Origin of the sequence: Bacteroides sp. MSSM.1001136sp1_RTP21357st2_D2_RTP21359_211015, assembly GCF_040913205.1 — a bacterium.
In the GTDB taxonomy this organism is placed as follows: domain Bacteria; phylum Bacteroidota; class Bacteroidia; order Bacteroidales; family Bacteroidaceae; genus Bacteroides; species Bacteroides ovatus.
The window spans coordinates 19,957-45,116 of sequence record NZ_JBDFVF010000027.1 but is presented as its reverse complement, the minus strand read 5'-3'; the positions used below and the strand labels follow the sequence as shown (position 1 = coordinate 45,116).

Annotated in this window: 14 protein-coding genes, 1 tRNA gene and 1 pseudogene; 3 read left to right on the top strand and 13 right to left on the bottom strand. The window is 44.7% G+C overall.

Annotation, left to right across the window (positions count from 1 at the left end):
• Positions 1 to 118: 118 nt before the first annotated feature.
• Positions 119 to 190 (bottom strand) — tRNA-Arg (locus AB5217_RS17200).
• A gap of 203 nt (positions 191 to 393) precedes the next feature.
• Here AB5217_RS17200 and AB5217_RS17195 point away from each other — a divergent pair.
• The 3 genes and pseudogenes from AB5217_RS17195 to AB5217_RS17185 all read left to right on the top strand — a co-directional run.
• On the top strand, positions 394 to 2,244 hold the full coding sequence (locus tag AB5217_RS17195; RefSeq protein WP_032847050.1) for a 2-oxoacid:acceptor oxidoreductase subunit alpha: 1,851 nt from the start codon (positions 394 to 396) through the stop codon (positions 2,242 to 2,244).
• Between the two features lie 3 nt (positions 2,245 to 2,247).
• The gene (locus AB5217_RS17190; RefSeq protein ID WP_004323877.1) at positions 2,248 to 3,258 is read left to right on the top strand and encodes a 2-oxoacid:ferredoxin oxidoreductase subunit beta; all 1,011 of its coding nucleotides are present in this window, start codon (positions 2,248 to 2,250) and stop codon (positions 3,256 to 3,258) included.
• A 266-nt stretch (positions 3,259 to 3,524) separates the two neighbouring features.
• Positions 3,525 to 3,800, top strand: a pseudogene (locus AB5217_RS17185) (ATPase); the annotation flags it as partial.
• 146 nt (positions 3,801 to 3,946) lie between these two features.
• Here the strand turns inward: AB5217_RS17185 and AB5217_RS17180 are convergent.
• The 12 genes from AB5217_RS17180 to AB5217_RS17125 all read right to left on the bottom strand — a co-directional run bounded on the left by AB5217_RS17180 (position 3,947) and on the right by AB5217_RS17125 (position 25,139).
• Positions 3,947 to 4,801 carry a DUF4886 domain-containing protein gene (locus AB5217_RS17180; protein WP_032847073.1) on the bottom strand — a complete coding sequence of 285 codons (855 nt, stop codon included), beginning with the start codon at positions 4,799 to 4,801 and terminating at the stop codon, positions 3,947 to 3,949.
• Between the two features lie 21 nt (positions 4,802 to 4,822).
• Positions 4,823 to 6,619: a glycoside hydrolase family 2 protein gene (locus tag AB5217_RS17175; RefSeq protein ID WP_042994596.1), complete on the bottom strand. Its 1,797-nt coding sequence runs from the start codon at positions 6,617 to 6,619 to the stop codon at positions 4,823 to 4,825.
• A gap of 106 nt (positions 6,620 to 6,725) precedes the next feature.
• Complete coding sequence (locus AB5217_RS17170; protein ID WP_032847054.1) at positions 6,726 to 8,024, bottom strand: acetylxylan esterase; 1,299 nt, start codon at positions 8,022 to 8,024, stop codon at positions 6,726 to 6,728.
• Between the two features lie 257 nt (positions 8,025 to 8,281).
• On the bottom strand, positions 8,282 to 10,348 hold the full coding sequence (locus tag AB5217_RS17165) for an alpha-galactosidase (protein ID WP_032854852.1): 2,067 nt from the start codon (positions 10,346 to 10,348) through the stop codon (positions 8,282 to 8,284).
• Between the two features lie 7 nt (positions 10,349 to 10,355).
• Complete coding sequence (locus AB5217_RS17160; protein WP_032847058.1) at positions 10,356 to 12,224, bottom strand: FAD-dependent oxidoreductase; 1,869 nt, start codon at positions 12,222 to 12,224, stop codon at positions 10,356 to 10,358.
• A gap of 53 nt (positions 12,225 to 12,277) precedes the next feature.
• Entirely contained in the window at positions 12,278 to 13,390 is a 1,113-nt protein-coding gene (locus AB5217_RS17155; protein WP_004323886.1) for a glycoside hydrolase family 105 protein, read from the bottom strand.
• Positions 13,391 to 13,419: 29 nt separating this feature from the next.
• Positions 13,420 to 15,873 carry a beta-glucosidase gene (locus tag AB5217_RS17150; protein ID WP_032847060.1) on the bottom strand — a complete coding sequence of 818 codons (2,454 nt, stop codon included), beginning with the start codon at positions 15,871 to 15,873 and terminating at the stop codon, positions 13,420 to 13,422.
• Between the two features lie 9 nt (positions 15,874 to 15,882).
• Positions 15,883 to 18,090 carry a glycoside hydrolase family 3 N-terminal domain-containing protein gene (locus AB5217_RS17145; RefSeq protein ID WP_032847061.1) on the bottom strand — a complete coding sequence of 736 codons (2,208 nt, stop codon included), beginning with the start codon at positions 18,088 to 18,090 and terminating at the stop codon, positions 15,883 to 15,885.
• Positions 18,091 to 18,183: 93 nt separating this feature from the next.
• Positions 18,184 to 20,250, bottom strand: a complete 2,067-nt coding sequence (locus AB5217_RS24965; protein WP_032847076.1) for a DUF4886 domain-containing protein — start codon at positions 20,248 to 20,250, stop codon at positions 18,184 to 18,186.
• Positions 20,251 to 20,283: 33 nt separating this feature from the next.
• The gene (locus tag AB5217_RS17135; RefSeq protein ID WP_080706987.1) at positions 20,284 to 22,110 is read right to left on the bottom strand and encodes a DUF4886 domain-containing protein; all 1,827 of its coding nucleotides are present in this window, start codon (positions 22,108 to 22,110) and stop codon (positions 20,284 to 20,286) included.
• Positions 22,111 to 22,236: 126 nt separating this feature from the next.
• Positions 22,237 to 23,805 (bottom strand): hypothetical protein, encoded by a 1,569-nt coding sequence (locus AB5217_RS17130; protein ID WP_032854853.1) that lies wholly within the window; start codon positions 23,803 to 23,805, stop codon positions 22,237 to 22,239.
• A 92-nt stretch (positions 23,806 to 23,897) separates the two neighbouring features.
• Positions 23,898 to 25,139 carry a SusE domain-containing protein gene (locus tag AB5217_RS17125; RefSeq protein WP_032847067.1) on the bottom strand — a complete coding sequence of 414 codons (1,242 nt, stop codon included), beginning with the start codon at positions 25,137 to 25,139 and terminating at the stop codon, positions 23,898 to 23,900.
• Between the last annotated feature and the right edge of the window lie 21 nt (positions 25,140 to 25,160).

Sequence of the window (25,160 nt, the reverse complement as noted above, 5' to 3'; positions counted from 1 at the left end):
TGATTATTAAAACAAATAGAAGCTATAAGACGTTCATCTTAAAAGAAGCCATTGTTAAACTTAAAACCAGATACGATATGAAAGCAAAACAAAACAACTTCTCACAGATTCTTCGTAGTAGCCTCGAGGGGAATCGAACCCCTATCTAAAGTTTAGGAAACTTCTATTCTATCCGTTGAACTACAAGGCCGCTTCAAATTTGCTTGCAAAGATAACGGTTTCTGTCGATTTAACAAGAATAAAAATACAGGTTCCTTTCAGATATTTCAAATATTTGGCGTCAATAGGACAATAAAGTTCGATTTATTTTGATAATTCGATTAACTTTCCGACCTTTGTGCTCACAAATTGAAAGTAAAATCAGTTTTTAAATTAAATATAGTAATTAAAGTTATGGCAGACGAAATGATGGTTAAAGAATTGGAGGAAGTAGTAGTACGTTTCTCCGGCGACTCCGGCGACGGTATGCAGCTGGCCGGCAACATCTTCTCGAACGTGTCGGCTACGGTAGGAAATGACATCTGTACATTCCCTGACTATCCGGCAGACATCCGCGCCCCGCAAGGTTCACTGACCGGTGTTTCCGGTTTTCAGGTCCACATCGGTGCCGGACAGGTTTACACTCCCGGAGACCGTTGCCACGTGTTGGTGGCTATGAATCCTTCCGCACTGAAAACACAAATCAAATTCTGTAAACCGCAAGGACTTATCATTACCGACTCCGACTCATTCGAAGCCAGAGATTTGGAAAAGGCACGATTCAAGACCGACAATCCTTTTGAAGAATTAGGCATAAAACAGGAAGTACTTGAAGTTCCCATCTCTTCCATGTGCAAAGAGAGCCTGAAAGACTCCGGACTAGACAATAAATCAGCACTCCGTTGTAAGAACATGTTCGCACTCGGACTGGTTTGCTGGCTGTTCAACCGTAACCTTGCCGCTGCTGAAAAAATGCTGCGTGAGAAATTCGCCAAGAAGCCCGAAATTGCAGAAGCTAATATTAAGGTATTAAACGATGGTTTCAACTATGGTGCCAACACACATGCTTCTGTCTCTACTTATAAGATTGAAAGTAAAGCTCCGAAATCAAAAGGACTTTATACAGATATCAACGGAAATAAAGCAACTGCTTATGGCTTGATTGCTGCTGCCGAGAAAGCAGGTCTGGAACTCTACTTGGGTTCTTATCCTATCACTCCGGCCACTGATATTCTGCACGAATTAGCTAAACATAAATCACTGGGAGTAAAAACCGTACAGTGCGAAGATGAAATCGCGGGTTGTGCTTCTGCCGTTGGTGCCGCTTTTGCCGGTGCTTTGGCTGTAACGACTACTTCCGGGCCCGGTGTTTGTTTGAAGAGTGAGGCCATGAACCTTGCTGTAATTGGCGAACTTCCATTAGTGATTGTAAATGTGCAACGTGGCGGTCCGTCAACAGGTTTGCCTACTAAATCAGAACAGACAGACTTATTGCAAGCTCTTTACGGACGTAATGGTGAAAGCCCGATGCCGGTGATTGCCGCAACTTCACCAACGAACTGTTTTGATGCCGCATACATGGCATGTAAGATTGCTCTGGAACACATGACTCCGGTTGTATTACTGACGGATGCTTTCGTAGCCAACGGCTCGGCAGCTTGGAAACTTCCTAACTTAAATGAATATCCTGCCATCAATCCTCCATACGTGACTCCGGACATGGCTGGTAACTGGACTCCATACCAACGCAATGAAGAAACCGGTGCACGTTACTGGGCAATTCCGGGAACTGAAGGATTCATGCACCGCATCGGTGGTCTTGAAAAGAGCAATGAAACAGGTGCGATCTCTACCGAACCAGAAAACCATAATAAGATGGTTCATCTCCGCCAAACTAAAGTAGATAAAATTGCAGACTATATCCCCGAACTCGAAGTACTGGGTGATGAAGATGCAGATTTACTGATTGTTGGCTGGGGCGGCACGTATGGGCATCTCCGTCTGGCTATGGACTTTATGCGCGATCATGGAAAGAAAGTGGCTTTCGCACACTTCCAGTACATCAACCCGCTGCCGAAGAATACAGCCGATGTATTGCGTAAATACAAGAAGATCGTAGTAGCTGAACAGAATTTGGGACAATTCGCAGGTTATTTACGGATGAAGATACCCGGATTGAACATCAGCCAGTTCAACCAAGTGAAAGGACAGCCTTTCGTTACGAGAGAATTGATAGATGCATTCACTAAATTATTGGAGGAATAAAAGATGAGCGATAAAGTATATACCGTACAAGATTATAAATCAGGCCAACCTCGCTGGTGTCCGGGATGCGGTGACCACGCTTTCCTGAACTCACTGCACAAAGCTATGGCCGAACTGGGAGTAGCTCCGCACAATATTGCCGTCATTTCCGGTATCGGTTGTTCTTCCCGCCTGCCTTACTACGTAAATACGTATGGGTTCCACACTATTCACGGACGTGCCGCTGCTGTTGCAACAGGAGCAAAAGTAGCCAATCCAAATTTGACTATCTGGCAGATTTCCGGTGACGGTGACGGTTTGGCAATCGGTGGTAATCACTTCATCCATGCCGTTCGCCGCAACATTGACTTGAACATGATTCTGTTGAACAACCGTATCTATGGTTTGACAAAGGGACAATATTCACCGACTTCAGAACGCGGATTCGTCAGCAAATCATCTCCTTACGGAACAGTGGAAGACCCGTTCCATCCGGCAGAGCTGGCTTTCGGTGCCCGCGGACGTTTCTTCGCACGTTGTATTGCAGTAGATGGTGCCGCTTCCGTAGAAGTGTTGAAAGCAGCAGCCAACCATAAAGGTGCTTCTGTTGTAGAAGTTCTGCAAAACTGCGTGATCTTCAACGACGGAACTCACGCCAGTGTTGCTACCAAAGAAGGACGCGCTAAGAACGCTATCTACCTGGAACATGGCAAACCGATGTTATTTGGTGAAAATAAGGAATTCGGATTGATGCAGGAAGGCTTCGGGCTGAAAGTAGTGAAACTTGGTGAGAACGGTGTCACAGAAAAAGATATCCTTATCCACGACGCACACTGCCAGGACAATACGCTTCAATTGAAACTGGCTTTGATGGAAGGTCCTGACTTCCCGATTGCACTCGGTGTAATCCGTGATGTAGATGCTCCAACTTACAATGATGCTGTCGCTGAACAAATCGAAGAAATCAAAGGCAAGAAAAAATATCATAATTTTCAGGAGCTGCTAATGACTAATGATACTTGGGAAGTGAAGTAATTCACTGCTCATCAATAATATAAGAGCTGGAGGAAGGATAAAACATCACTTTCTCCAGCTTTCATTATAAATACACCTCAAGTTTGTTTAAAAGTCATTTTCAATCATCCCACAGCATACTGGGCGTCACCCCACAAGCCGTGGTTTGTTTCATGCCATGAAACCATTTGTTTCTCACCGAGAAACGAAATGTTTCAAACAGGGAAACTATTAGTTTCAAAGGTTGAAACAAAGTGTTTCCCTATAAGAAAGCATACTTTTGTTAAAATCTAGTGTATAACCACCTTCTATACAAAGGTTACGACATTAAGGTTGGCTATTACGGAGATAAGGAAATTGATTTTATCGGAGAGAAGAATGGAGAAAAACTATATATACAGGTCGCTTTAAAAATAGATGGCGACACAGCAGAAAGAGAATTTGGAAACTTACTAAAGATACAGGACAACTATCCCAAAATAGTGTTAACAGAAGATACATTCAGCGGAAACAGCTACGAGGGTATACGCCATTGTCCTATACGCCAGTTCTTAATGGAGTAAACCATACAATATACGAAAAATAAATGCAGTACACCATCGGGTTGCCACGAGCAATCAAATCGCCTTTGGTGTGCTGCATTTACATTTGAATCAAGTCATCTATAATACCGTGGATTCTGCTGCAAGACGGGCGGCAATGTCCATTGTTAGTTAGTAATAGACAGATCGGTTACCTTATACGGATGCTTTACTGCTGCATGGGCAGCTTTCTGGGCAACAGCTTTTCGTGCCTCATCCAGCCCTTCCGGGGCATAAGGATTCCCGATTACATTGTGTTTGAAGATGCGTTCGAACCAGGTACAAGCAGCGGTATAACGTCCAATCTTCACATCCAGATGATAGCCGTCCCGATTCAGATGGTCGCCGATGAAAGAGGTACGCGCATTTTGTATGGCAGTGCCCGAAGGGATGACAATCTTTATCTTATTCACCTTAGCCGCTTTCTTCACAGCATCGGCAATTGCCTGATACATGATCAGTTGATTGCAGTTGTAGTTTTTAAATCCACTATGCTTGGAAGTAGATGCATACGCCCAGGTTTGGTGCAGCATCAGCTTTGTTTTCTTTGGAAGGCGTGCTTTTACATATTCTATGAGCTCGGGAAGAGAAGCTTCATACGTCTCATACATTCCCGAAAAAGGACTTGCCTGTTGCAGGCTGACGTAATCCCAGTCTTCATCTGCAAGCACCGTTTCCAAAGACATCTTACCCTTTTCCCGTTTTTTTCCATCTGTACCGATTTTCCGGTAGGCATAGGCAGGAGCATTGTCACGGGCATTTTTCACATGACGTTCCAGGGAACAGCCGCCAATAAACATATTGCCGATTATGGTTGAAATGCCTTCGGCTTCGGCAAGTTCATGCAGATATTGCTCCACGGCATCTTGGGAGAAGCTGTTGCCGATGGCAAGTATCCTGACCGTTTTTTGCTGCGCATACACTCCTCCGGCAAGAAGGAGCAGTATGCACATACAAATCACTACAATCTTATATTGCTTCATCACATTCAAATATAACTAAACTTATCGGTTATTTCTCTTTTTCATGTAATAATCTCTCATCAGATACCACGCTTTCTTACGCATACCTTGGTCGGATATGAGCCCTTTGCGGTTCCAGCCATCCTGATTGGTGGGGTGGAAACGGAATGGGGAACGGAAGTCGAACAGAATCCAGGGAGATACGCCACGCAGGTTCGGGATATTGTCGAACATACGGATATTATCCCTATACAGACGTGCCTGGTATTCCTCACTCCAAGAACTGACTACATTCTCATCACCGGACTGACCGTACAATGCTTCGCCGCCAAATTCCGAGATAATCAACGGTTTGTCCGTCACTACTTCCCATATAGCGTCTTTCGGTTCCACAGGCCACGGATGATACCAGCCCATATATTTATTGATAGCTACGACGTCCAGTTGGGAAGTAAAAGAATCTTCCATTACAAAACGCTGTTTTTCGCTATTGAAGTGCACAAGGTCGAAAGCGGCAACATACAGGCGGGTAGTGTCCAGTTGCTTTCCCGTTTCGAGCAGGGAAGTAAGGAATTCATTCCGTTCTTTGGAAGGCTGTGTTTCATTGGCGACACCCCAATAACCTACCGCGCAGCGGTTCTGATCACGCTTAATCATTTCAGAAAGCATCCTCTGCGCTTTCTTACGGGTATCATTGTCTGTAAAGTCAATGCCTTGCCAAATGGGAATCTCCTGCCAGAGAAGGAAGCCCATCTTTTCCGCCAGGCGTACCGTGTACTCATTCTGCGGATAATGAGCCAGGCGAATCATGTTCACGCCAAGCGCTTTCGCTTCATTCAGCAACATGGCCGCATCGGCTTCCGAGAAAGCACGTCCCATACGTTGCGGGATTTCTTCGTGAAAAGAGATACAGCACATAAATGTCGGCTTCCCGTTCAGGTAAATATCAGTTCCTTTCACGGTGATATTGCGGAAGCCGATTTGCTCTTCCACACGGTCGGCACTTGAAGATACAGTCACGCCATAGAGTTTCGGTTCTTCCGGCGACCAGCGTTGCAGCCTCTTCGCATTCAATACGGTTTCCGCCCTTCCTTCTGCGTCGGTGGTGAGCTCCGCGTTGATTTTGAGTTCGGGGATGGCAACTGTTACTTTCTCACCAGCCTTTTTATCAGAAAGATGCACGCGCGCGATGATGCGGTCTGGAGTGTTTTTATCCAATTGGATGAAATAATCTTTTATAAATGTCCGGGGAGTTTTCACCAGCAATACATCTCTTGTGATGCCGCCATAGTTCCACCAGTCGAATGCCATAGCGGGAATGGCGTCTTTGGTACGGCGGTTGTTCACTTCTACCGCCAGGAAGTTGTCACCGTTTTTCAACAGGTCTGTCACTTCCACTTGGAAAGGAGTAAAACCGCCTTCGTGCTCTGCTATCTCTTTTCCGTTCAGGTAGACTTTGCTACGATAGCTGACAGCACCGAAATAAAGGAACTGGCGTTTGTCTGCCAAGCGTTTGGCATCAAAGTGACGGGCATACCATACAGTGCCTTCGTAATACTTCAATTCGGGTGATTGAGAGTTCCAGTCTCCCGGAACATTAAGACGCAACCCGCCTTCAAACGCATATTCGTAGAAATCAATATTTCCTTCCGGTTGCCGGTTTTCATAGATTTTCATCCGTTGTCCCTGGTCGTACAGGTCGATGATGGCATTCCATTTACCATTCAGCGAATGGATGTTGCGACCATATACATTCGTTATCAGCTCCTGTGCCGCAACGCTTCCGGCAAAAGCGATTAGCAACAATAGACATAGACTTAATTTCTCACCTGTTTTCATTTAAGTATGTTGTTATAATTAGTGTATATAATAAGTTCAGGCACGGATTACACGGCTTTTAGAATAGAATAGGTAAAACAACAGTGTTAATCCGTGTAATCCGTGCCTATTTCGATTTATTTTTTAGGAAATTCATTACCCAGTTCCAGGCTGCGCTCCACTGTTCGGCATAGGCATAGTGAGCGGTCGTTTCAGCTACAAACAGTTCTTTTGGAGCATTAATCACGTTATAAGTGGAGTAAGTGGTGGTAGGCGGACAAACTCTGTCATTATATCCGAAGGTATAAAATCCCGGCACTTTAACCTGACGGGCAAAGTTGACTACATCAAAATACTGAATGGTTTTCATCTTTTCCGGTGTCCGGTTCTTCTCATCCTTAAACAGATGCGGCCAACCGCCTGCACGACCGTGGGCATAACCCGCCATATCACACAAAGCAGGATAGAAAGAAACCAATCCCTTGACACGAGCATCCAGTCCGGCAATTACAATGGAAAGCGCACCGCCCTGGCTTCCTCCAAAAGTCGCCAGATTACCGTTAAATTCGGGAAGTGTGTAAATGAAATCAATGGCTCTCACACAGCCTGTATAAACCCGTTTGTAATAGTACTTGTCCCGATTGTCCATATTGAACGAGTGGTAATTCTTCAAAGCACCGTTATAAAGCCGGTGATACACATCCCCCTCCATATTGACCGGAATGCCGTGAATACCGATTTCCAATATGATGAACCCCTTTCCGGCACGTTCAGCTTCTCCGTTATAGGCACGGATGCCTGCGCCCGGCACTTTCAGAATCGCCGGATATTCCCCGGAAGCCTTCGGAACACAAAGGATGCCGTACATACGGGACACATAGTCATTGTTCGCAAAGGAGACATGATATACGTTCACCTTATCCGTGCACCTTTCCGGCAGTAAAGTCATTATCGGTTCCAGTGCCCACTTTTCAGCGGCTTCTTTGGTACTTTTCCAAAATTCCAGAAAGTCGACGGGCAACGGAGTGGTCGGTTGCAATTTTTCAGGAGAAAAGCCGACGGTAGCCACGCCTTCATACTCACGCCCTTGGCAAGTGACAAAAGCACGGCAACGCAGGAACCCTTCTTTTTTCATAGTCCCTGCGTTAATTTCAAGCTTTTCATTCTTCAAAGGCTGTTTGCCTGTCTGATGAGGTTTCATCATGTCTTCCGAAATCTCATAACGTACTTCCAGATTATCCTGTGGGATATTGCATTTCAATACCACTACTTTGAATTTCACTTTTTCTCCCGGTTTATACAGCCAATTGGTGTGGTCTGGAGTGACCTGCACTTGAACCAGTCTTTCCTGCGGCTGTCCCCATGCAACTATCTGCATGGAGACAAATGCTATCAGGAGAAGAAGAAAACGTACACTTTTTACCATAGTTCCCTATTTTATTTCATTTGTCGTTGTTATATTAATATCCCATTTATCAGCTATTAATACTCATTGTCTCAAACTATTAATACCCATTGTCTCAACTATTAATACCTATCCGCTCAGCTATTAATACCTGACAACTCAACTATTAACATCCAACAGCAGAGGTATTAATGCTTCTCTCCACCTACCATACTACTCTGTAAATCAGAAGTTAACACATCACTCGTCATTAGCGTAGAATGCAGATAGCCGCCTTTTTATGGTTTTACTTCGTATTGATAGAGTGCGAAAGAGTTCTTATCATTTAGCTCGAAACTTACTCTACCCTGTGCGCCGACTTTTGCGGCAAACTTCTTGCCACTTCCCATCACAGGGATAAAATCCACTTTCTTGCCTTCAGGAAGCCAGGTGTCAATAGTCCCCCTGGCTTGCTCGTTGTCTTCACGGTAAACAACAAGATAACCTTGCGTGCCGGAGACGGTCGATTGGAATCCGGTCCACGAGCGTCCCGAGGGTTCTTCACCAATAGGCAGTATGACGCCTTGATGAAACCGGAGTTGCAAGGGTTGGTATTTCTTGAGCAGAGATGCCGTAATATAAGCCTCTTCGGGCAAGTTCGAAGCCTCCATCCAAGCCAACGGCTGTGCCGCCAAGGTGATAGCAAAGAGGTAATCGAAACTGTAACGGGCGGGGGCAAAAGGATCGGCAGCGTCATACTTGTCGGCATTACGCCATTTATTAAGAAACTCTATCTGCATCTTCTCCGCCGGTACATAGCGAGACAGCATCCAGAGGTTGCGCAAGGTGCGATAAGGGTAATAGTTGCCCCAATCGGTATAGCGGTTTTCCAGGAAGATGTTGCCGTACTCGTTCATATAGTGATACCCGCCGCGACGACCGGCAGTGGCATCGAGGTTGAAAATCACTTCATAGTTGGTTTGCTCCAACACGGTATCAAACAGTCGGCGCAGATTCTGTTCGGCTGTCTTGGTAGGTATCTGCAGGCCGTCTATCTTGAAACAGCAGATGCCGTACTTCTTATAAAGTCCGATAATGGCTTGCGCATCTTTTTGCCAATCGGCAAAATCATTCTGTATGCTGGGGTTGAACCATAATCCGATGCGAATACCCAATTTCTTGCCTTTCTCTACAATAGGTTTCAGACCATGAGGGAATTTCGTGGGGTTGGGCGTCCAGTAACCGGTATTCTTCCAAATATCCTTAAAACTACCTCCGGCAGTCTTCGAGTTAGGGCTTTTTCCGCTCTGCCAGCCATCGTCCAGTTGAAAGAGGGTGATGCCCATGCGTGCGGCACGGTCCAGTTCTGCCAGGCAGAAAGCCTCATCTATTTTGGCATCCTGGCTACGGTCGCCCCAGGTATTGAGCATAATCATCTCATCCTGTGCGGCGGTATGATGGCGCAGTTGTTTCTGATAGAGGCGCAAGGCAGTAAGCGCTTCTTGCTCGCCGCCGGTATAGATGCCGGTAACGCATCCATAAACGCGGGTCCAGCTATCCGGCTTTACATCATGAGACGCAATACCCAGCCCCACTATCATAAAATCGCTAAAGTCCGCCACGAAGTCAGAACCCGGATAATGTAATTGGGTACTGCTGCTAGGAGCCTCTTTCAAAAAAAAGAAGCCTTGACGCGTAACTACGTCATGAGCAAAAAGCAAATTACCACGATACGTATTGCGACGGTAAGGAAGCCAGGTACGCCCGGTCACCAGATTGTCGTTCCAATCGGTGTAGTCGAAAAACTCTATTGTGCGGGCACTCCAATGATTGCCGGATAGTTGCAGCCTGTCGAGCGTGGGAGTTTTCACCCCCGTAGCCATATCGGCCGTGTGCTCTATATTTTTGCGGTCAGCGTTAGAGCGGTTATCCTCCTTATTCTGATAAAGTTCCACTTGCCCTTTCAGATAGGTGTCGCAAGCAATGGCGGGACAGTCTGCATAAATGCGATAGCGACGCTCTATATTCAGCGAACCGATAGTGCAAGCCACGGTAGCCTGCAGATAACTGGCGTGGATGCCGTTCGTCGGTATCTCGTTCACGGTAAGCGTGGCATCCGTAGGGATACCTTTCACAATCGAGAAATCGGGTTGTTTGCCCTGTGCCGGAATGGTTTTTCCGTGTTGCTTGTCAGTAAGGCTGATGGTAACAGGCGCACCGTTATTCCACAGCATGACGCGTTCCATATAGTTATTGCCCATACGTAGCGTGTCACCTTTCAGAAAAGCGTAATACTGTTGTCCCCCCCAAAGCGGCAAGGTACATATTGCCGATAGAAATATCGTGATAATATTTTTTTTGCTCATAGTTTGTCTACGGTTTGATGTAAGCTCCCGGAACTTCCAACAATTTGTTGGGTTCGTTGAAGCGTTGGTTATCGGGCACATCGCGTTTGCCCAGACCCGCTTGCATAAGTTGCTTCAGTTCCGGCAGGTGATGATGATAGATGTCGCGCGGCTCTACACTATGCTTGTGGCAGAGTCCGGCTGCCATACCTACTACTTCACCCATCATGCCGGTAGTACGCATCACACGTACCGTACCCAAAGCTACATGGGTGCAGCTCATATTGCGACCTGCCATAAAAAGGTTGTCCACATTGCGAGAATAGAGGCAGCGATAGGGAACGGCATAAGGATAAATCCAACGATGCACCGTAGCCGACTTGAATTCATTGCCGGGAAAGCGGACACTGTTCACGCTGTCGGGGAAGTGAAGGTCGATGCTCCAAGTTGTGGTAACCGAAGCATCCTCGTGCGCCACATTCTTATCAATATCGTCCTGTGACAGTACGTAGTCGCCCAAGAGACGGCGTGATTCGCGTTTGCCTGAAACATACGCCACCCAGTCGAGGGAACGGTTGGCATACTTCTTATGGTCTTTATAGTGATTCTTCAGATAGCTCCAGTTGGAATATATCACCAAAAGTCCATAGTCGCGTACACGTTCAGCTTCGCTGACTTGATTGCGGTTCATACCCGTTTCCCATTTCCACTCGCCCATAGTTACAGGCTCACAGTTTTCAGCGTCAAAGCGCACGCCATATTCAAAATGAGGGAATGAGGTTTTCTTCTTCATATCCTTACTATACCATTGTATAGAAGCCCCCATCACCAATGAGTCGGGTTGCTCGGGAGCAAGGCTCTCGCCATATTCATCGCGACCTTCACGCCCCATAGCCCAATCGGCACCGGCTAAATAGCCTATGGTAGCATCACCTGTGCAGTCGCTAAAGAGAGGAGCGGTAAGTTCGGTTTGTTCGCCTGTCTCGATGTGCTGGATAGTGACTGACGCAATGCGGTCTCCTTGCATCTTCACGGCTACCGCACGTTGAGAAGCATAAAGGGTAATGTTCTTTTCGGCCTCTATAAAGTCTTCCTTCTTCTGGTCTTCATAGTAGTCGCCCGGTTGGGCATTGCCGGAGCGTTCATGACCGAACTCACGTATCATACGCCCCAATCCCTGGTTAGGTTCCATTTCGATGATACCGCCGAGGTGTACACGAATCTCCGACGAGTTATTGCCGCCCAATACAGGACGGTCGTTCACTAGTGCTACCTTACAACCTAACCGGGCAGCAGATGCGGCAGCACACATTCCGGCTACTCCCCCTCCTACTACCACAAAGTCGTATTGATGAGCGGGCACCGTCTGTTGTTGTCGCAAGCGGGTACGAAGTGCGGCTGTCTCTGCCGCATCCCAGGTAGCAGGCTGCGTGTTCGCATCGGTCGTAAGGTAAATGGCATCGCAACGACCATCGAAACCGGTGAGATCTTTCAGGGCAAGGGTGGTAGTCCCTGCTTTCAATACTGTCTTTCCGGCAAATTGCCATTGCCAGGAATTACCGGTATGTCCTAATGTAGCTTTCAGCAATTTGCCGCCTAAAGCCAGGCGGAACTTTCCGGGGCCCTCGGCATCGGTCCAAGGTGAAGTCCAGTTGTAAGTACGGGCATATACGTAGTAAGTACCCGCCTGGGGAATGTTGATTTCTGCCGTAGCATCCACCACAGGGATGCCCATGCCATGTGCCATGAGATAGGGCGAACCCATTTGATCCATGAACTGCTGGTCGAGCACCCAGCCGCCTCGCTGGCTGAAGCTTTCTGCTTCGATGAGCAGTTCTTCGGCTACAGCCACAAGGCTACAGGCTACGGCTATGCATGTCAATAAGAATTTTTTCATCACAGTACAGCGTTTTTATGATTATTGTCTACTATCTTCACAGAGGGAACAGATTATCTCGCCATTTTGTAAATTTCATTGCCTGCCATCAAAAAAGCACCAACTCCATAAACTTCCGTCATGTCACGAGTCACTTTCTTCGGGTCGGCACCGATTTGCTGCACATAACCCAGTTTCCCATTCGGTTCCACAGCCGAGACTAATGCATTCCAGCCTTTTATCATTACAGGAAGATAAATTTCCTTATCCAATAAACCTTCGTTTATTCCATAAGCAATGGAATAGACAATGAAAGTAGTGCAACTTGTTTCCGGTGATGGATAAGAGGCAGGATCCAAAAGACTGGCATGCCAGAAACCGTCCGGATGCTGTAATCCGGCAACACGGGTAGCCAGTTTTACAAATAATTCCTCATAGAATTTGCGGTTCTTATCTTTCTTGGGCAGTTCCTTTAATATTTCAACCAGACCACCAAGCACCCAACCGTTGCCACGTCCCCAAAAGACTTTCTTGCCATTGGCTTCACGCTTATCAAAATAACGCCAGTCACGGTAGAACAAGTTTTCTTCTTTATCGAACAGGTAATCATAAGTCGCTTTATACTCACGATTCATAAATTTGATATATTTTTTCTCCCCGGTCAGCATATACAGTTTGGCATATACAGGGGGAGCCATAAAGAGAGCGTCACACCAAGTCCAACGTTCCAAGGTCTTTAAGTCTCCCTCCACCAGCTTGAAACTGCCTTCGGACGGATGATTGACAATCCATTCCGTACGGGCGAGCGTAGGGATAATCATTGCTTCGTCTTTGTACTTGCGGTATAAATCCAAAAAGGACTGTGACACAGCGATGTCATCAGCATGGTAAAACCGTTTATCCGGCTGCCAGCAATTCCGTCGGCCTATACGGGTAAGCCACTTATAATATGTATCATCATTGTCTTCTTTTTCAGCCAATTCCGCCCAATCCACCATGCCGACATAAAGAGCACCTTGCGGCCAGTTCAAGTCGTCATGTTCAAGAGCGGGGTGTGGATTGGCAATCTGCCAATCCGCCACCTTTCGCATGATAGACTTTATTTCTGCTTTTTGAAAAGGAATCTCTGTTGCCATTATAAAAACGGAACATAACAGAGACGCTCCCAATAAAAGTGTTTTTTTCATTATATATTTATTTGTTTATCATTCGGTCATTACAGTTCAACCATAGCCTTTAAAGGCAATTGACTGGAAGCAGGACCGACTAAGATCTCAAAGTCTCCTTTTTCCACTACAAAGCGGTGTTGATTCATATCGTAAAAAGAGAATGCATCCTCATCCAGCACAACAGAAACCCGCTTCTTCTCCCCTTTCTTCAAGAATACCTTTTCATATCCTTTCAGTTCTTTCAACGGACGGGGAACAGAAGACTGTACATCATGCACATACACTTGTGCCACCTCCGAAGCATCCATCTTACCTGTATTCTCTATATCAAAGCTAACGGTAACCTGATGCTCACCCGTTTTCTCCGCAGCCATATTACTATAAGCGAAAGTAGTATAGGACAAACCGTAGCCAAACGGATAGAAAGGTTCTTTTCCCGAACGGTCGTATCCACGATAACCGACAAAGACACCTTCGGAATAGTCTACACGCTTAATCTCCGCCTTTAAGTTCTCGTAATAACTGCCGTGCACTGGATTATCTTCCCATTTCCGCTCGATAGAAATCGGTAGCTTTCCGCTTGGAGAAATCTTACCGGTCAGGATTTCAGCAATTGCCTGACCGCCTTCCTGCCCCGGATACCAGGCCATAAGAATCGCTTTTGCAGCATCATACCAGTTGGTGAAATCCACACCGCCACCGGCGTTCAGTACAACCACAACATTGGGATGCATAGACGCAATCTTCTTGATAAACAATTCCTGATAGCGAAGCAAGGCAAACGGACGGTCAAAGCCTTCGCCTTCGGTATTACTATTGAAACCTGTGCAGAACACAACATTATCCACCTTTGCCAATCCTTGACGAAGTTTCGCCTCATTAAGGCTATAAGCATTAAAACGAATGATGGCCGAAGAAATATTATCAAAGAATTCAATCCGGAAACGGTACTCCTTACCCCCCTCAACCGGCAGTTCAACTTCACGGCTAGAGTAGGAATGATTTCCCCAATCTCCTGTAATATGCTTGTCATTCACAAACAGACGATAACCGTCATCACCACCGATATGAAGTTTCAACTGCCCGTCAGTTTGTGGCATGTAGCAGGCTGTCCAACGGACAGAGAATCCATCTGTCGGAAAGCCGTCCAAAGGTGCTCCATATCCCCAGTCATAATCAACAGAGGATTCCGTGCGTATTACTTCAGGCTGGCCCGAAAGGGTCTTGTTTTTAAAGTATTCAGCTTTGAAGCCTTTCATCTGACGATTAGCATCAGTATAAAACTCATGGACAATATCTTCATAAATCACATCATCCGTCAATAGTAACAGATTCTTTTTCTTCAATTCTTTCAAGCCTTGAGCCACTGAGACGGTAGAAAAAGGAGTGACAAAACCACTGCCGCCACCGGTAGGAATCAAATTTGCATTAGGCCCCATCACGGCTGTCTTTCCTTTCAGCGGGAGCAAGTTTCCTTCATTCTTCAACAGGACTACACCCTCGCGCGCCAGTTCTAAAGCTGTCTGGCGGGAGAAAGGATTATCCTCTGCGATGTTGCTGTCTTTCTGTTCCTTATCCAGCATACCATAAGCAATCAAAGTTTGCAGGATGTGTTGTACTTTCAGGTTGATGGTTTCTTCTGTCACTGTGCCGGCTTTGATAGCAGGCAACAGATTCTCCAAATTCATAAAACGTCCTTTCGGCATTTCGAGGTCAAGTCCGGCGTTAGCAGCGCCTACGGCGGAATATACAGAAGTCCAGTCCGACATCAGAATACCTTTGAAGCCCCAAAGATTGCGCAAGACATCAATATTCAACCATTTATGTTCGGTGGCATGAACACCGTTCAAGAGATTGTAGCTGTTCATTACGGCGCCGACATTAGCTTCCTGTACTGCTTTCCGGAAAGCCGGGAAATAGATTTCCTGCAAAGTACGCTCGTCTATGTCAGAGCTGGCATGGTGGCGGCTCCATTCCTGGTTGTTGGCAGCAAAGTGTTTGATTGTAGCAATGACTCCTTCCGATTGTACTCCCAGGATATATTGTTTCGCCGTTTCACCTGTCAAGTAAGGGTCTTCACCGAAGTATTCAAAGTTACGGCCGCACAATGGAGCACGATAGATATTCACGCCCGGACCAAGCAGAATATTAACTCCTCTTGCCTTGGCATCCTGTCCCAAGCCTTGCCCTAACTTATAAAGTAATTCCCGGTTCCAAGTAGAAGCGGAAAGTATTCCGGAAGGATATAAAGTGCTCTTGGGAGCATGATTACGAATTCCCTGCGGCCCGTCAGCCAACTTGATTTCAGGTATTCCCAAACGGGGGATGGCACGCAGAGAAAAACTGGTATATCCGGAGATATACTCTATTTTCTCTTGCAAAGTCATTTTTGTTACAATGTCCTTCGCACGTTGTTCGGCTTGGGGAGTGATTGTCTGTGCATGGGCTGTGATACCTACCATAAATAAAAACACACCTACGCTTCGTATTAATTTTCTCATTATCGAATTTTACTCTGTTAAGTCTATCTTTACTTTCTGGTCTTTTACCTGGATGTAATACTCTCCGATTTCCAAGAATCGTTTGCCGTTCCCGTCAACAAAACCAAAATCGCGTTCCAAGTCAACATCAAAACGGAATACTTTCGTTTCACCAGCCTTGATTAATTGCTTCTCAAAGTGTTTCAACTCTTTCACCGGACGGGTAATAGAACAATAAGGGTCGGAGATAAACCAATGTACCGTTTCCAAGCCATCACGTTTTCCTGTATTCGAAACAGATACTTCTACTGAAAGTTTTCCACCACGTTTGACTGTTGTTACAGAAGGAGTAACAGTGCCATATTTGAATTCTGTATAGCTCAGTCCGTGCCCGAACGAGTATAAGGGCTCACTCGTGATGTCCTTATAGAAGCCCTGATGTCCACGTCCACTCTTGCGACGATTATAATAAATAGGAATCTGCCCGGTTGAATAAGGGAAAGTCATAGCCAGTTTACCGGAAGGGTTGATACGTCCAGACAATATTCCAGCCATTGGAAGCGCACCATTCACACCCGGCTGCCAAATTTCCAATATAGCATCCGAAATCGGTTCCAACCGGTTCAATTCCAACGGGCGTCCGTTCACCAATACCAGTACGATAGGTTTGCCGGCTTTCTTCAGTTCTTTTGCCAGTTCCTCCTGAATTTGAGGCAATGCAATAGAGGAACGAGAAGCATTCTCACCACTCCAAGTCATCATTTCGCCCAAACAAAGAACAACGACATCAGACCAACGGGCTGCTTCCAATGCTTCTTCAAAACCTTTTCGATTATCCCCTTGTGTGCTACAACCTAACGCATAACGCAGTTCAGCTTTTCCCACAAACTCGGTTGCCAATCCGTTATAGAGCATTGCTACATCCGTATCTTTCCCATGCCCACACCAGGAACCTAACAAGTCCCAACCATTTTTTGCCATGGGGCCTACTACGGCAATCTTCTTCTTATCTGTCAGAGGCAGTATCCCGTTCTCGTTTTTCAACAATACCATCGACTCTGCTGCAAGCTGGGCTGCGATATCCATACTCTGCGGACGGAAGAAACGTTCTTCCTCATTTGTAACCGGGGTATAAGGGCGTTCAAACAAGCCCAAACGAAATTTCACCCGCAAAACACGACGAACTGATTCATCAACCTGCGCCATCGTTATCTTTCCCTCTTCGACAAGCTCTTTCATATAACGGTCGTAAGCATGAGACATCATATCCATCTCAAGCCCTGCATTAAAAGCATACACTGCAGCTTCTTTTTTGTTAGCTGCCAATCCCTGATTTTTCAATTGTTCGATTGCCCCCCAATCGGAAACTATAAATCCATCATGCCCCCAACGTTCTTTCAATATTTCCGTCATCGTATAGTGATTGGCCGATCCGGGAACTCCGCTGATATCATTAAAAGAGCTCATCAGGGTGGCCGCCCCCGCTTTCACACCCATTTCATAAGGCAGTAGATAGGTATCCCAAAGAGTTTGAGCAGAGATTTCAGTATAAACATAATCACGTCCGGCTTCGGAAGCGCCATAACCGATATAATGTTTCAGACAAGCCGCTATTCGGTCTTCGGCCGACATATCATCTCCTTGATAACCACGCACCGAAGCGGCGGCAAACACTCCATTAGCATATGGATCTTCACCATATCCTTCGGCTACACGTCCCCAACGAGGGTCACGCGCCACATCAATCATCGGCGAGAACGTCCAGTCCACTCCCGACATACGGGCTTCCTGTGCAGTAACGGCACATACTTTTTCCACCAGTTCAGGATTCCATGAACAAGCCTGTCCCAAGGAAATAGGATATACAGTACGAAATCCGTGAATGGCATCGTAACCAAAAATAATAGGAATACCCAAGCGGGATTCTTCCATAGCCTTCTTTTGCACATTATTACGCAAAGCCGGATTCGTATCGTAATAAATCAACGAACCAATTTCCGCCGGCACTTTCTTAACCTCTTCTCCTATATTATTCACATTGTTATTCCGCCCCATGGTATATTGGTTTAGTTGCAGAATTTTCTCTTCCAAAGTCATGCGTGACAACAAATCATCAACCCGTTTTTCAATCGGTGCTTTGGCATCCTTATACAAAGGAATACTTTTTTTATCTTTTGCCGAAAGGGCACATGTTACTTCCAACAGGCATAAACCGAAAATTAATACTTTTCTTTTCATTGTGTTTTCGTCGGTTAGTTATTATTTAATCAATCAAATATAGCTTTTTCAGACAGACGTACTGTCTATCATTGTTTTTCATGCAAAGCTCTGCTAATTATCTTTTTTCAGATGTTTATCAGCAAACTGTACATACTGCGTCCAGTCATACAAATTAATGTCATGTTGCCCCGAACGGATATGATAACCAATGGTCCCGGACAACTCAGGCTCGTTGACAGCCGGCATCTCCTTCACCGGTAATCCCGGCAGACCGAACAATTCATAAACAGGAGAGGCATAAAGTCCGGAAAGGAACTCTCCTCTAGGATCGGCCCAACAGTCTTCTTCCGCGCTAGCGATATAAACAGGACGAGGAGCTATCAGAGCTATAAGTTCATGCTGATCAACAGGCAGGTTTTCTTCCTTATCGTTATATTGCCAGAAATTCCGACAGAACCAATGTGTAAATTGCCGATTTACAGCCCGCACGGTTTCTCCGACTTTTCTTCTCGATAACGCTGCACCACCACAACCTGAATCATTTGAGATGACCAATGCAAAACGCGGGTCTATCGCTCCGGCCCATAAAGTAGTTTTTCCAAGGCGCGAATGTCCGAAAATTGCTACACGTTTTGCGTCAATGTCTTTGTCTGTCTCAAAATAGTCCATTACACAGCTCATTCCCCATGCCCAAGCAGCCAAAGTTCCCCATTCATCGTCAGCCGGTCGTTTTTGCCCTTTCTTATAAAATAACGGATGAACCCCATTACGGAATGCATCATCAAAGTCCGGATCAATATCTCCACGATAAAAGGTAGCCAGCCCATAACCATGTTTCATCAGCATTTCTACCGGCCATCTGGAAGCAGCATTACCACGTGGAAACATGTATTTTCTGCCATAAGTCAGTAATTTTTCTTCCGACGGCAAAGTAATGCCTTCATCCGGGTGAATGGCATGATTACCCTTAAAGTTTATTCCGAAGAACATGGGTACCGCTCCTTGCCGTTGGTTAGGCAGATAGATAAGTACTGTCATATAATGCTTTTCATCTTTTGTGAGATAAACAGCCACTTCCCGCCGGGTAGCCAAGCCATTCAATGCGTTTTTGTCTTCGGTCAGCACCCGGAAATGTAAATCCTTCGGATGTGCCGGAGCTTTGCCATACATCTGCGTTTCGAAAAGATGAATCAATTCGGGACGACGTTTCTTCACCCATTCTTTTATGGTAACCACTTTTTGCCCGTTGTTTAGGGTCAATACGTCAGGAAGTGTATAAGCCGGAACTTTGCTTTCATCATAATTGACTTTCGCGGCAGGTTCTTTTAATTCAGTTAATTCCGTAATCCGGTCCGGATGCAACACTGCTCCATGGGCGGCTTTTTGAGCCACTTCCCGCTGATCATAATTCATACCTTCCGGATAATACGGGTTTCCTACGACATTGCGCTCGAATATTTTCTCAAACCATGTACAAGCGGCCGTATAACGTCCGATTTTCAAATCGAGATGATAACCGTCACGATTCATGTGGTCACCGACAAATGAAGTACGGGCATTCTGAATAGCTGTACCCGTAGGGATTATCATTTTTATTTTTGTTAGTTTCGATGCCTTATCTACTGCTTTTACAATAGAATGATACATCGTTAGCTGATCCCGCCCATAATTCTTAAATCCGGTATTTGTTGCATTTGCAGCATATGCCCATGTCTGATGCAACATCAATTCCGTTTTCTTAGGAAGACGTACTTTCACATATTCCACCAATTCCGGCAACGATGTCTCATAAGTCTCATACATGCCTGAGAAAGGACTAGCTTGCTGAAGGCTGACATAATCCCACTCTTCATCCGCTAGTACTGTTCCCAACGCCATTTTTTTCTTTTCTATCTTCTTACCGTCCAGACTGATCTTCCGATAGGCATAAGCGGAATCATTACTACGAGCATTCTTTACATGACGTTCCAAAGAACAACCTGCTATATACATATTGCCAATAATCACAGGAATACCTTCCGCATTTGCCAGCTCATACAAATACTGTTCCACCGCATCTTGTGAGAAGCTATTCCCAATAGCCAATATTTTAATAGCCTTTTGCTGCGCACATGCTCCACTCGCAAGAAATGATAGCAACAAAAGCAGAATTACAATCAGAACTTTATTTTGTTTCATTTTTATCTGAATATAGAAGAGAATGAGACCCAATTACTGCACCTGCTTTATAGACAACGCATTTAAATGTCCCTCTGTCGCAGCTCCGCTCAAACCGACAACCTCAATAACAACTTTACCGTCAGCAGTTGGCTCTACATTTTCAAACTTAGTGATATATTCTCCATAAGGAACTTCTTCAAAAGTTGCATACTCTCCCTCATTAGTACCTAACTTCAAACCTGTCCTAATCTCTTTCGGACCGATAGTATTTTTTCCTTTCAGCGTATATTCAGATGTACGGGCCGCCTTGCTACCACCAAAGCGAACAGCCAATATCGTGAAATTATATTTACTTGCAGAACTCAAGCCTGTTACTTCAACTGTTGCCGGTTCAGTATTTCCGGCGTTAGCAACGCCACTTACAATAAGCCCGTCTTTCCATGCCGACATCGGAAATTCCACTTCATCCACAACCATTACTTTATCCGGTTCTCCAGATACTCCATTATAGACAGAAGTAAATCCGCCAGCTACTCTCACACTTACATTCGTAGCATTAGCCTTTGCATCGGACAATAACAATGGAGCAGCACTTACGCAAGAAGTATAATTATTCCATGGAGTAGCGGACGTTATAGTCGAACTACCAAAATCAACATAAATAGGAACAGCCAATAGGTCCGAATCGACACGTTTCTTCAAATCAACTAACTCCGTCACGGTATTCGGGCTCTGTACAGCCATATGAGCTGCTGTTTGAGCAACCTTTATAGTTTTCTCATCCAACCCTTTCGGGGCATATGTATTACCTACCACATTCTTTCCCGTAATCTTCTCAAACCAGACACAAGCAGCAGTATAGCGCCCGTAAGTTGTTTCCAAATGATAGTATCGCGTGGCGTCACCATTGTCAAGACGAGTGAAATTGTCGCCGATAAAGGAAGTACGTCCATTCTGAATAGCAGTTCCAGCAGGAATAATTATACTGATATTCTGGTCGGACGCTGCTTCATTTACTGCATTGACAATAGCACTGTACATTGTCATCTGATCATTATCATAGTTTTTAAAATCAGTATGATTTGAATAAGACGCATAAGCCCACGTCTGATGTAACATCAGTTTCATATATTTGTTAGTGGCACACCCTTTTACATAATTAACCAAATTACTCAAATAAGGCTTGTATGTATCATATTGTCCGGATTTGCCACTCACTTGCTGAAGACTGATATAATCCCATTTGTCATCTTTCAAGGCTGTTTCCAGTGTAGTATTCGCCTTAGTAGTCTTGCTCCCGTTCTCAATTTTGCGATAACTATATTTTGCCTGATTACCGTTAGCATTGGCCCAATGAGTTTCCAAAGAGCATCCTCCGATGTACATATTACCGATAATAGCTTCAATGCCTTCCGCTTTCAACAATTCATACAGATATTGCTCGACTGCATCCTGCGAAAAACTGTTGCCAATTGCCAAAATACGAAGCGGAGATTGTTTGACCGTTACAGATATTACTTTAGAAAGCCGTTTAGTCTCTCCTGGAGATTCCACTTTGATGAAAGCCTTTCCTGCTTTCACACCTTCAACCTTTACATTGGTACCATTGTCCTCTATGATTTTCAGTATTTCCGGATCGGAAGATGTCCATATATATTCCAGGTTTTCAGCTTCCGTACTGCTAAAAATTGGATTAATAGCCATTTCATCACCAGTCTCCAAGCTAACAACATCTTCCACAATCATCCAATGATCACCCTTGATAGGATTGTCCACGTCATCGTCAGAACAAGATATAAACGCATTACCTATAAACAGAAATATCAGGAACATGCAAGATTTCCATGCTATGTCACTTTTTAAAAATACATTTTTCATAATACAGAAGTTTTAGTAGTCATACATTTTCTTATAATGAATAAAAAGGATATATAGAATTACCCCGCTCCTCCAATAAGGAGCGGAACAACATACTTCATGTAGATATTTATAACAGGAAAACTGTTATTTAACCGTTATATCCATTAGCTTCACCCAACCGGAGTCTAACAGGTTATTTTTAACTGCCATCCGCAGCCCTATTGTATTATCTTTAGTGGTATCCACAAGACCTACCGCCCACTTATAAGCACCCACGGAAACTCCTTTCAGTGTCAAATCAAAATTATAAGTAGTCGGTTTATTCTTCAACCACGTAGATAAATCTGTCTGGGTATCAACAAACACCTTTTTTACTTCGTTCTTATCGTCCAACAAAGCAAATGCTACTTTATAGCGTTGATTCCATTGCGGAATATTAGTGGGACAATATCCCCATCCCATATTATTCCAACGATGAACGATCGTTATTTTCTCGCCACTCTTAACATCTTTAGGCAATGAAACCATATCAGGATATAAACGATAACCACCTTCGGTAACAAAACGCTGTACAAGTCCGAAACATTTGAACCAAGACATGGTTTCGCTTCCTGCACGAAAATCCATCATATTGACCCGTGCCTCAGCTGATGCGTCGAATTCTCCCTGACGTACATCTTCCGGATGCCCTTCACGATACCCCATAGGATCAAGCCAATAACGATGCTGATTAACAATCCATCCTCCTTCCATTATGATAGGACGTTTATAGTTCCAACGAGCAGCAAACTGTTTTTCCCAATCCTGATAATAACCGTTCATACCAAAAGCATCATGACGCAAACTATATCCCTTGTTTATAGCACTCTCAAGCAAGCCTTCCGTTTCAGGGTCTAAAGCCCCCCAGCCGGATGTGTTTTCAGCACCAATCAAACGATGATAGTTAATAACTAACGGCACTTTGGTAAAGCATCGGGAATACAAATCTGTAATCCATTCGAAAACCTGCTTCTTTTTTGAATGATCTTCATAAATCATTGTATGTGCTTCACCCCATTTCCCCAATCCGTAAGCATCTATAAAGTCTACTTTATCCGGATCGTTAAATTCCTGTGCCAGTGCTTCGATGAACTTAGTATATTTTTCCTGAAAGATCTTATCATCCGGAAAAGGTGATTTACGTGCTAATGCAGTCGCCTCGTTAGTAGGTCCCGGGTCTTTATACCAATGTGCACCGGCGTCAAAAACATATTGGGGAGTATTTAATCCTTGGTCACGTCCATCCACTACAATTCGGAATGACAAACGCATCCCACGATCCAAAACACTTTTCAGCAATCTGGTCAAACGGGCAGTCGGATCTTGCCATATATATTTCCCTTCTTCCGGCTCCAATGAACTCCAACTTGTCCGTATATAGCAGGTACTGGCATAATCTGAAACTTTTACTGGTTCTGCCAGTTCCGGTACAGAAACATTATCGTAACCTTCTGTAGTCCAGAAATTTTCATCCCAACCACGTCCCATATAGATCACCCATCCGTTTAATGGATTACGCAATACTGTTTTCTTATCCGGAGTGATTTTCACTGTGACATTACCGGCAGGCAGTTCACCACTTCCATTTCCTTCATCACCATTATTATCACCACCCGAACATGCGGATAAATTTGCTGAACAGAAAAGCAAAAGAACTACACTCCAACTTTTCATAACAGATATTGTTTTTTCTATTTTCATATATTTCGATGTTGATATTAACTATTGCCGTATCTTGTGCAATACGGCAATAGTATAAATTCAATTTATTTATATGCTACAATCTTTTTATTTCGCAAGTCTAAAACAACAAGAGTACTTGACGGAACATTAAAGTATGAGTTGCGTTGTTCACCATCAGCTCCTCCTGTAATCGCCTGCGACACACCATAGGTAAGCGTCTTTTGCTGACGCAATCCATTCAATAATGCAGGAGAGAAGCAATAAGTATTATTTGCCTTACCACTTATATTTGCTATAAGGAACTTTATTTGGCTTCCCGATATTGGAGTTCCTTTATGTACAAGTACTTGCGGGTCGGCCAAACTTGGCGTAAAGCTTCCATCTACAGGTGTACCCCAGCCATTTATATTACCATGCAACCACAAATTCGTTACAGTAGTAGTTATTATATCTTCAGCAACATCTGCATTATATTTCCATTCGAGTGTCAATGGTTCTAGTTGTTTACTTGGCGGATAAACTGACACTGTTTTCGCTTGCATATCAACAACAACGCGATGCTCACCTGTTTCCGTAATCTTCCATCCGACAGCCGCTCCTTTTTGTCTCATAACTACAGATAATGTATCTATTTTATCGGCTGACAATGCAACATCATCCCCACTTTCGGGACTGATATAATTAATCTCACCTTCAAACTCAACAGGTATCTTCAACACTCCCGGTTTCAAATCCAACAAAGCTGCATACAGATATTCATTTTCCTGTGTCAATGTCATTTGTATCTTATCCGCACCTACCGCATCACCTTCCAGGAATACTTTATCGGCATCAAACACAATAGGTTTATAAGGACGCACATCTACATTGATTGTTCTCACTTCAGGCATCGCATATTTAGAACCACCATCCCATTTGGCAAGTACACGGAACTGCAAAGTAGCGGGTTTAGTATAAGTCCTTCCCCACTTTTCTACCAATAGCTTCTGCAATTGCTCGGTCGTATAGCTTCTGGAGAAAACACCTTCATCCTCTTCTGTGCGTACACTGGAAGCAAAATCATTGCCTTCAATATCTAACTTTGTGACATAAGTAACCGAATATTCTTCCGGCATCTGGCGCGCTTCTGTCCAATCAAAAGTCAAAACCACCTTATTAGGTTCGTTACCGTCGAGTTCGATATTTGTACTTGACGCATGTACTTCCAATGTTTCCGCAGCAGCAAAAAAATCACTGTTGTCCACATTATCATCATCATTGCATGCACTTAAACAAATCCAAACAAATAACGGCAGTATATTATAGAATGATATAATTTTTCTCATATTTATCATTGTTTACTTAAA

What these genes read in the sequence shown, in the direction of transcription:
- AB5217_RS17160 (WP_032847058.1), bottom strand. Translation starts at nt 12,224, where the DNA reads ATGAAAAAATTCTTATTGACATGCATAGCCGTAGCCTGTAGCCTTGTG.
- AB5217_RS17180 (WP_032847073.1), bottom strand. Translation starts at nt 4,801, where the DNA reads ATGAAGCAATATAAGATTGTAGTGATTTGTATGTGCATACTGCTCCTT.
- AB5217_RS17155 (WP_004323886.1), bottom strand. Translation starts at nt 13,390, where the DNA reads ATGAAAAAAACACTTTTATTGGGAGCGTCTCTGTTATGTTCCGTTTTT.
- AB5217_RS17170 (WP_032847054.1), bottom strand. Translation starts at nt 8,024, where the DNA reads ATGGTAAAAAGTGTACGTTTTCTTCTTCTCCTGATAGCATTTGTCTCC.
- AB5217_RS17125 (WP_032847067.1), bottom strand. Translation starts at nt 25,139, where the DNA reads ATGAGAAAAATTATATCATTCTATAATATACTGCCGTTATTTGTTTGG.
- AB5217_RS17195 (WP_032847050.1), top strand. Translation starts at nt 394, where the DNA reads ATGGCAGACGAAATGATGGTTAAAGAATTGGAGGAAGTAGTAGTACGT.
- AB5217_RS17190 (WP_004323877.1), top strand. Translation starts at nt 2,248, where the DNA reads ATGAGCGATAAAGTATATACCGTACAAGATTATAAATCAGGCCAACCT.
- AB5217_RS24965 (WP_032847076.1), bottom strand. Translation starts at nt 20,250, where the DNA reads ATGAAACAAAATAAAGTTCTGATTGTAATTCTGCTTTTGTTGCTATCA.
- AB5217_RS17165 (WP_032854852.1), bottom strand. Translation starts at nt 10,348, where the DNA reads ATGAGCAAAAAAAATATTATCACGATATTTCTATCGGCAATATGTACC.
- AB5217_RS17135 (WP_080706987.1), bottom strand. Translation starts at nt 22,110, where the DNA reads ATGAAAAATGTATTTTTAAAAAGTGACATAGCATGGAAATCTTGCATG.
- AB5217_RS17175 (WP_042994596.1), bottom strand. Translation starts at nt 6,619, where the DNA reads ATGAAAACAGGTGAGAAATTAAGTCTATGTCTATTGTTGCTAATCGCT.
- AB5217_RS17130 (WP_032854853.1), bottom strand. Translation starts at nt 23,805, where the DNA reads ATGAAAAGTTGGAGTGTAGTTCTTTTGCTTTTCTGTTCAGCAAATTTA.
- AB5217_RS17145 (WP_032847061.1), bottom strand. Translation starts at nt 18,090, where the DNA reads ATGAAAAGAAAAGTATTAATTTTCGGTTTATGCCTGTTGGAAGTAACA.
- AB5217_RS17150 (WP_032847060.1), bottom strand. Translation starts at nt 15,873, where the DNA reads ATGAGAAAATTAATACGAAGCGTAGGTGTGTTTTTATTTATGGTAGGT.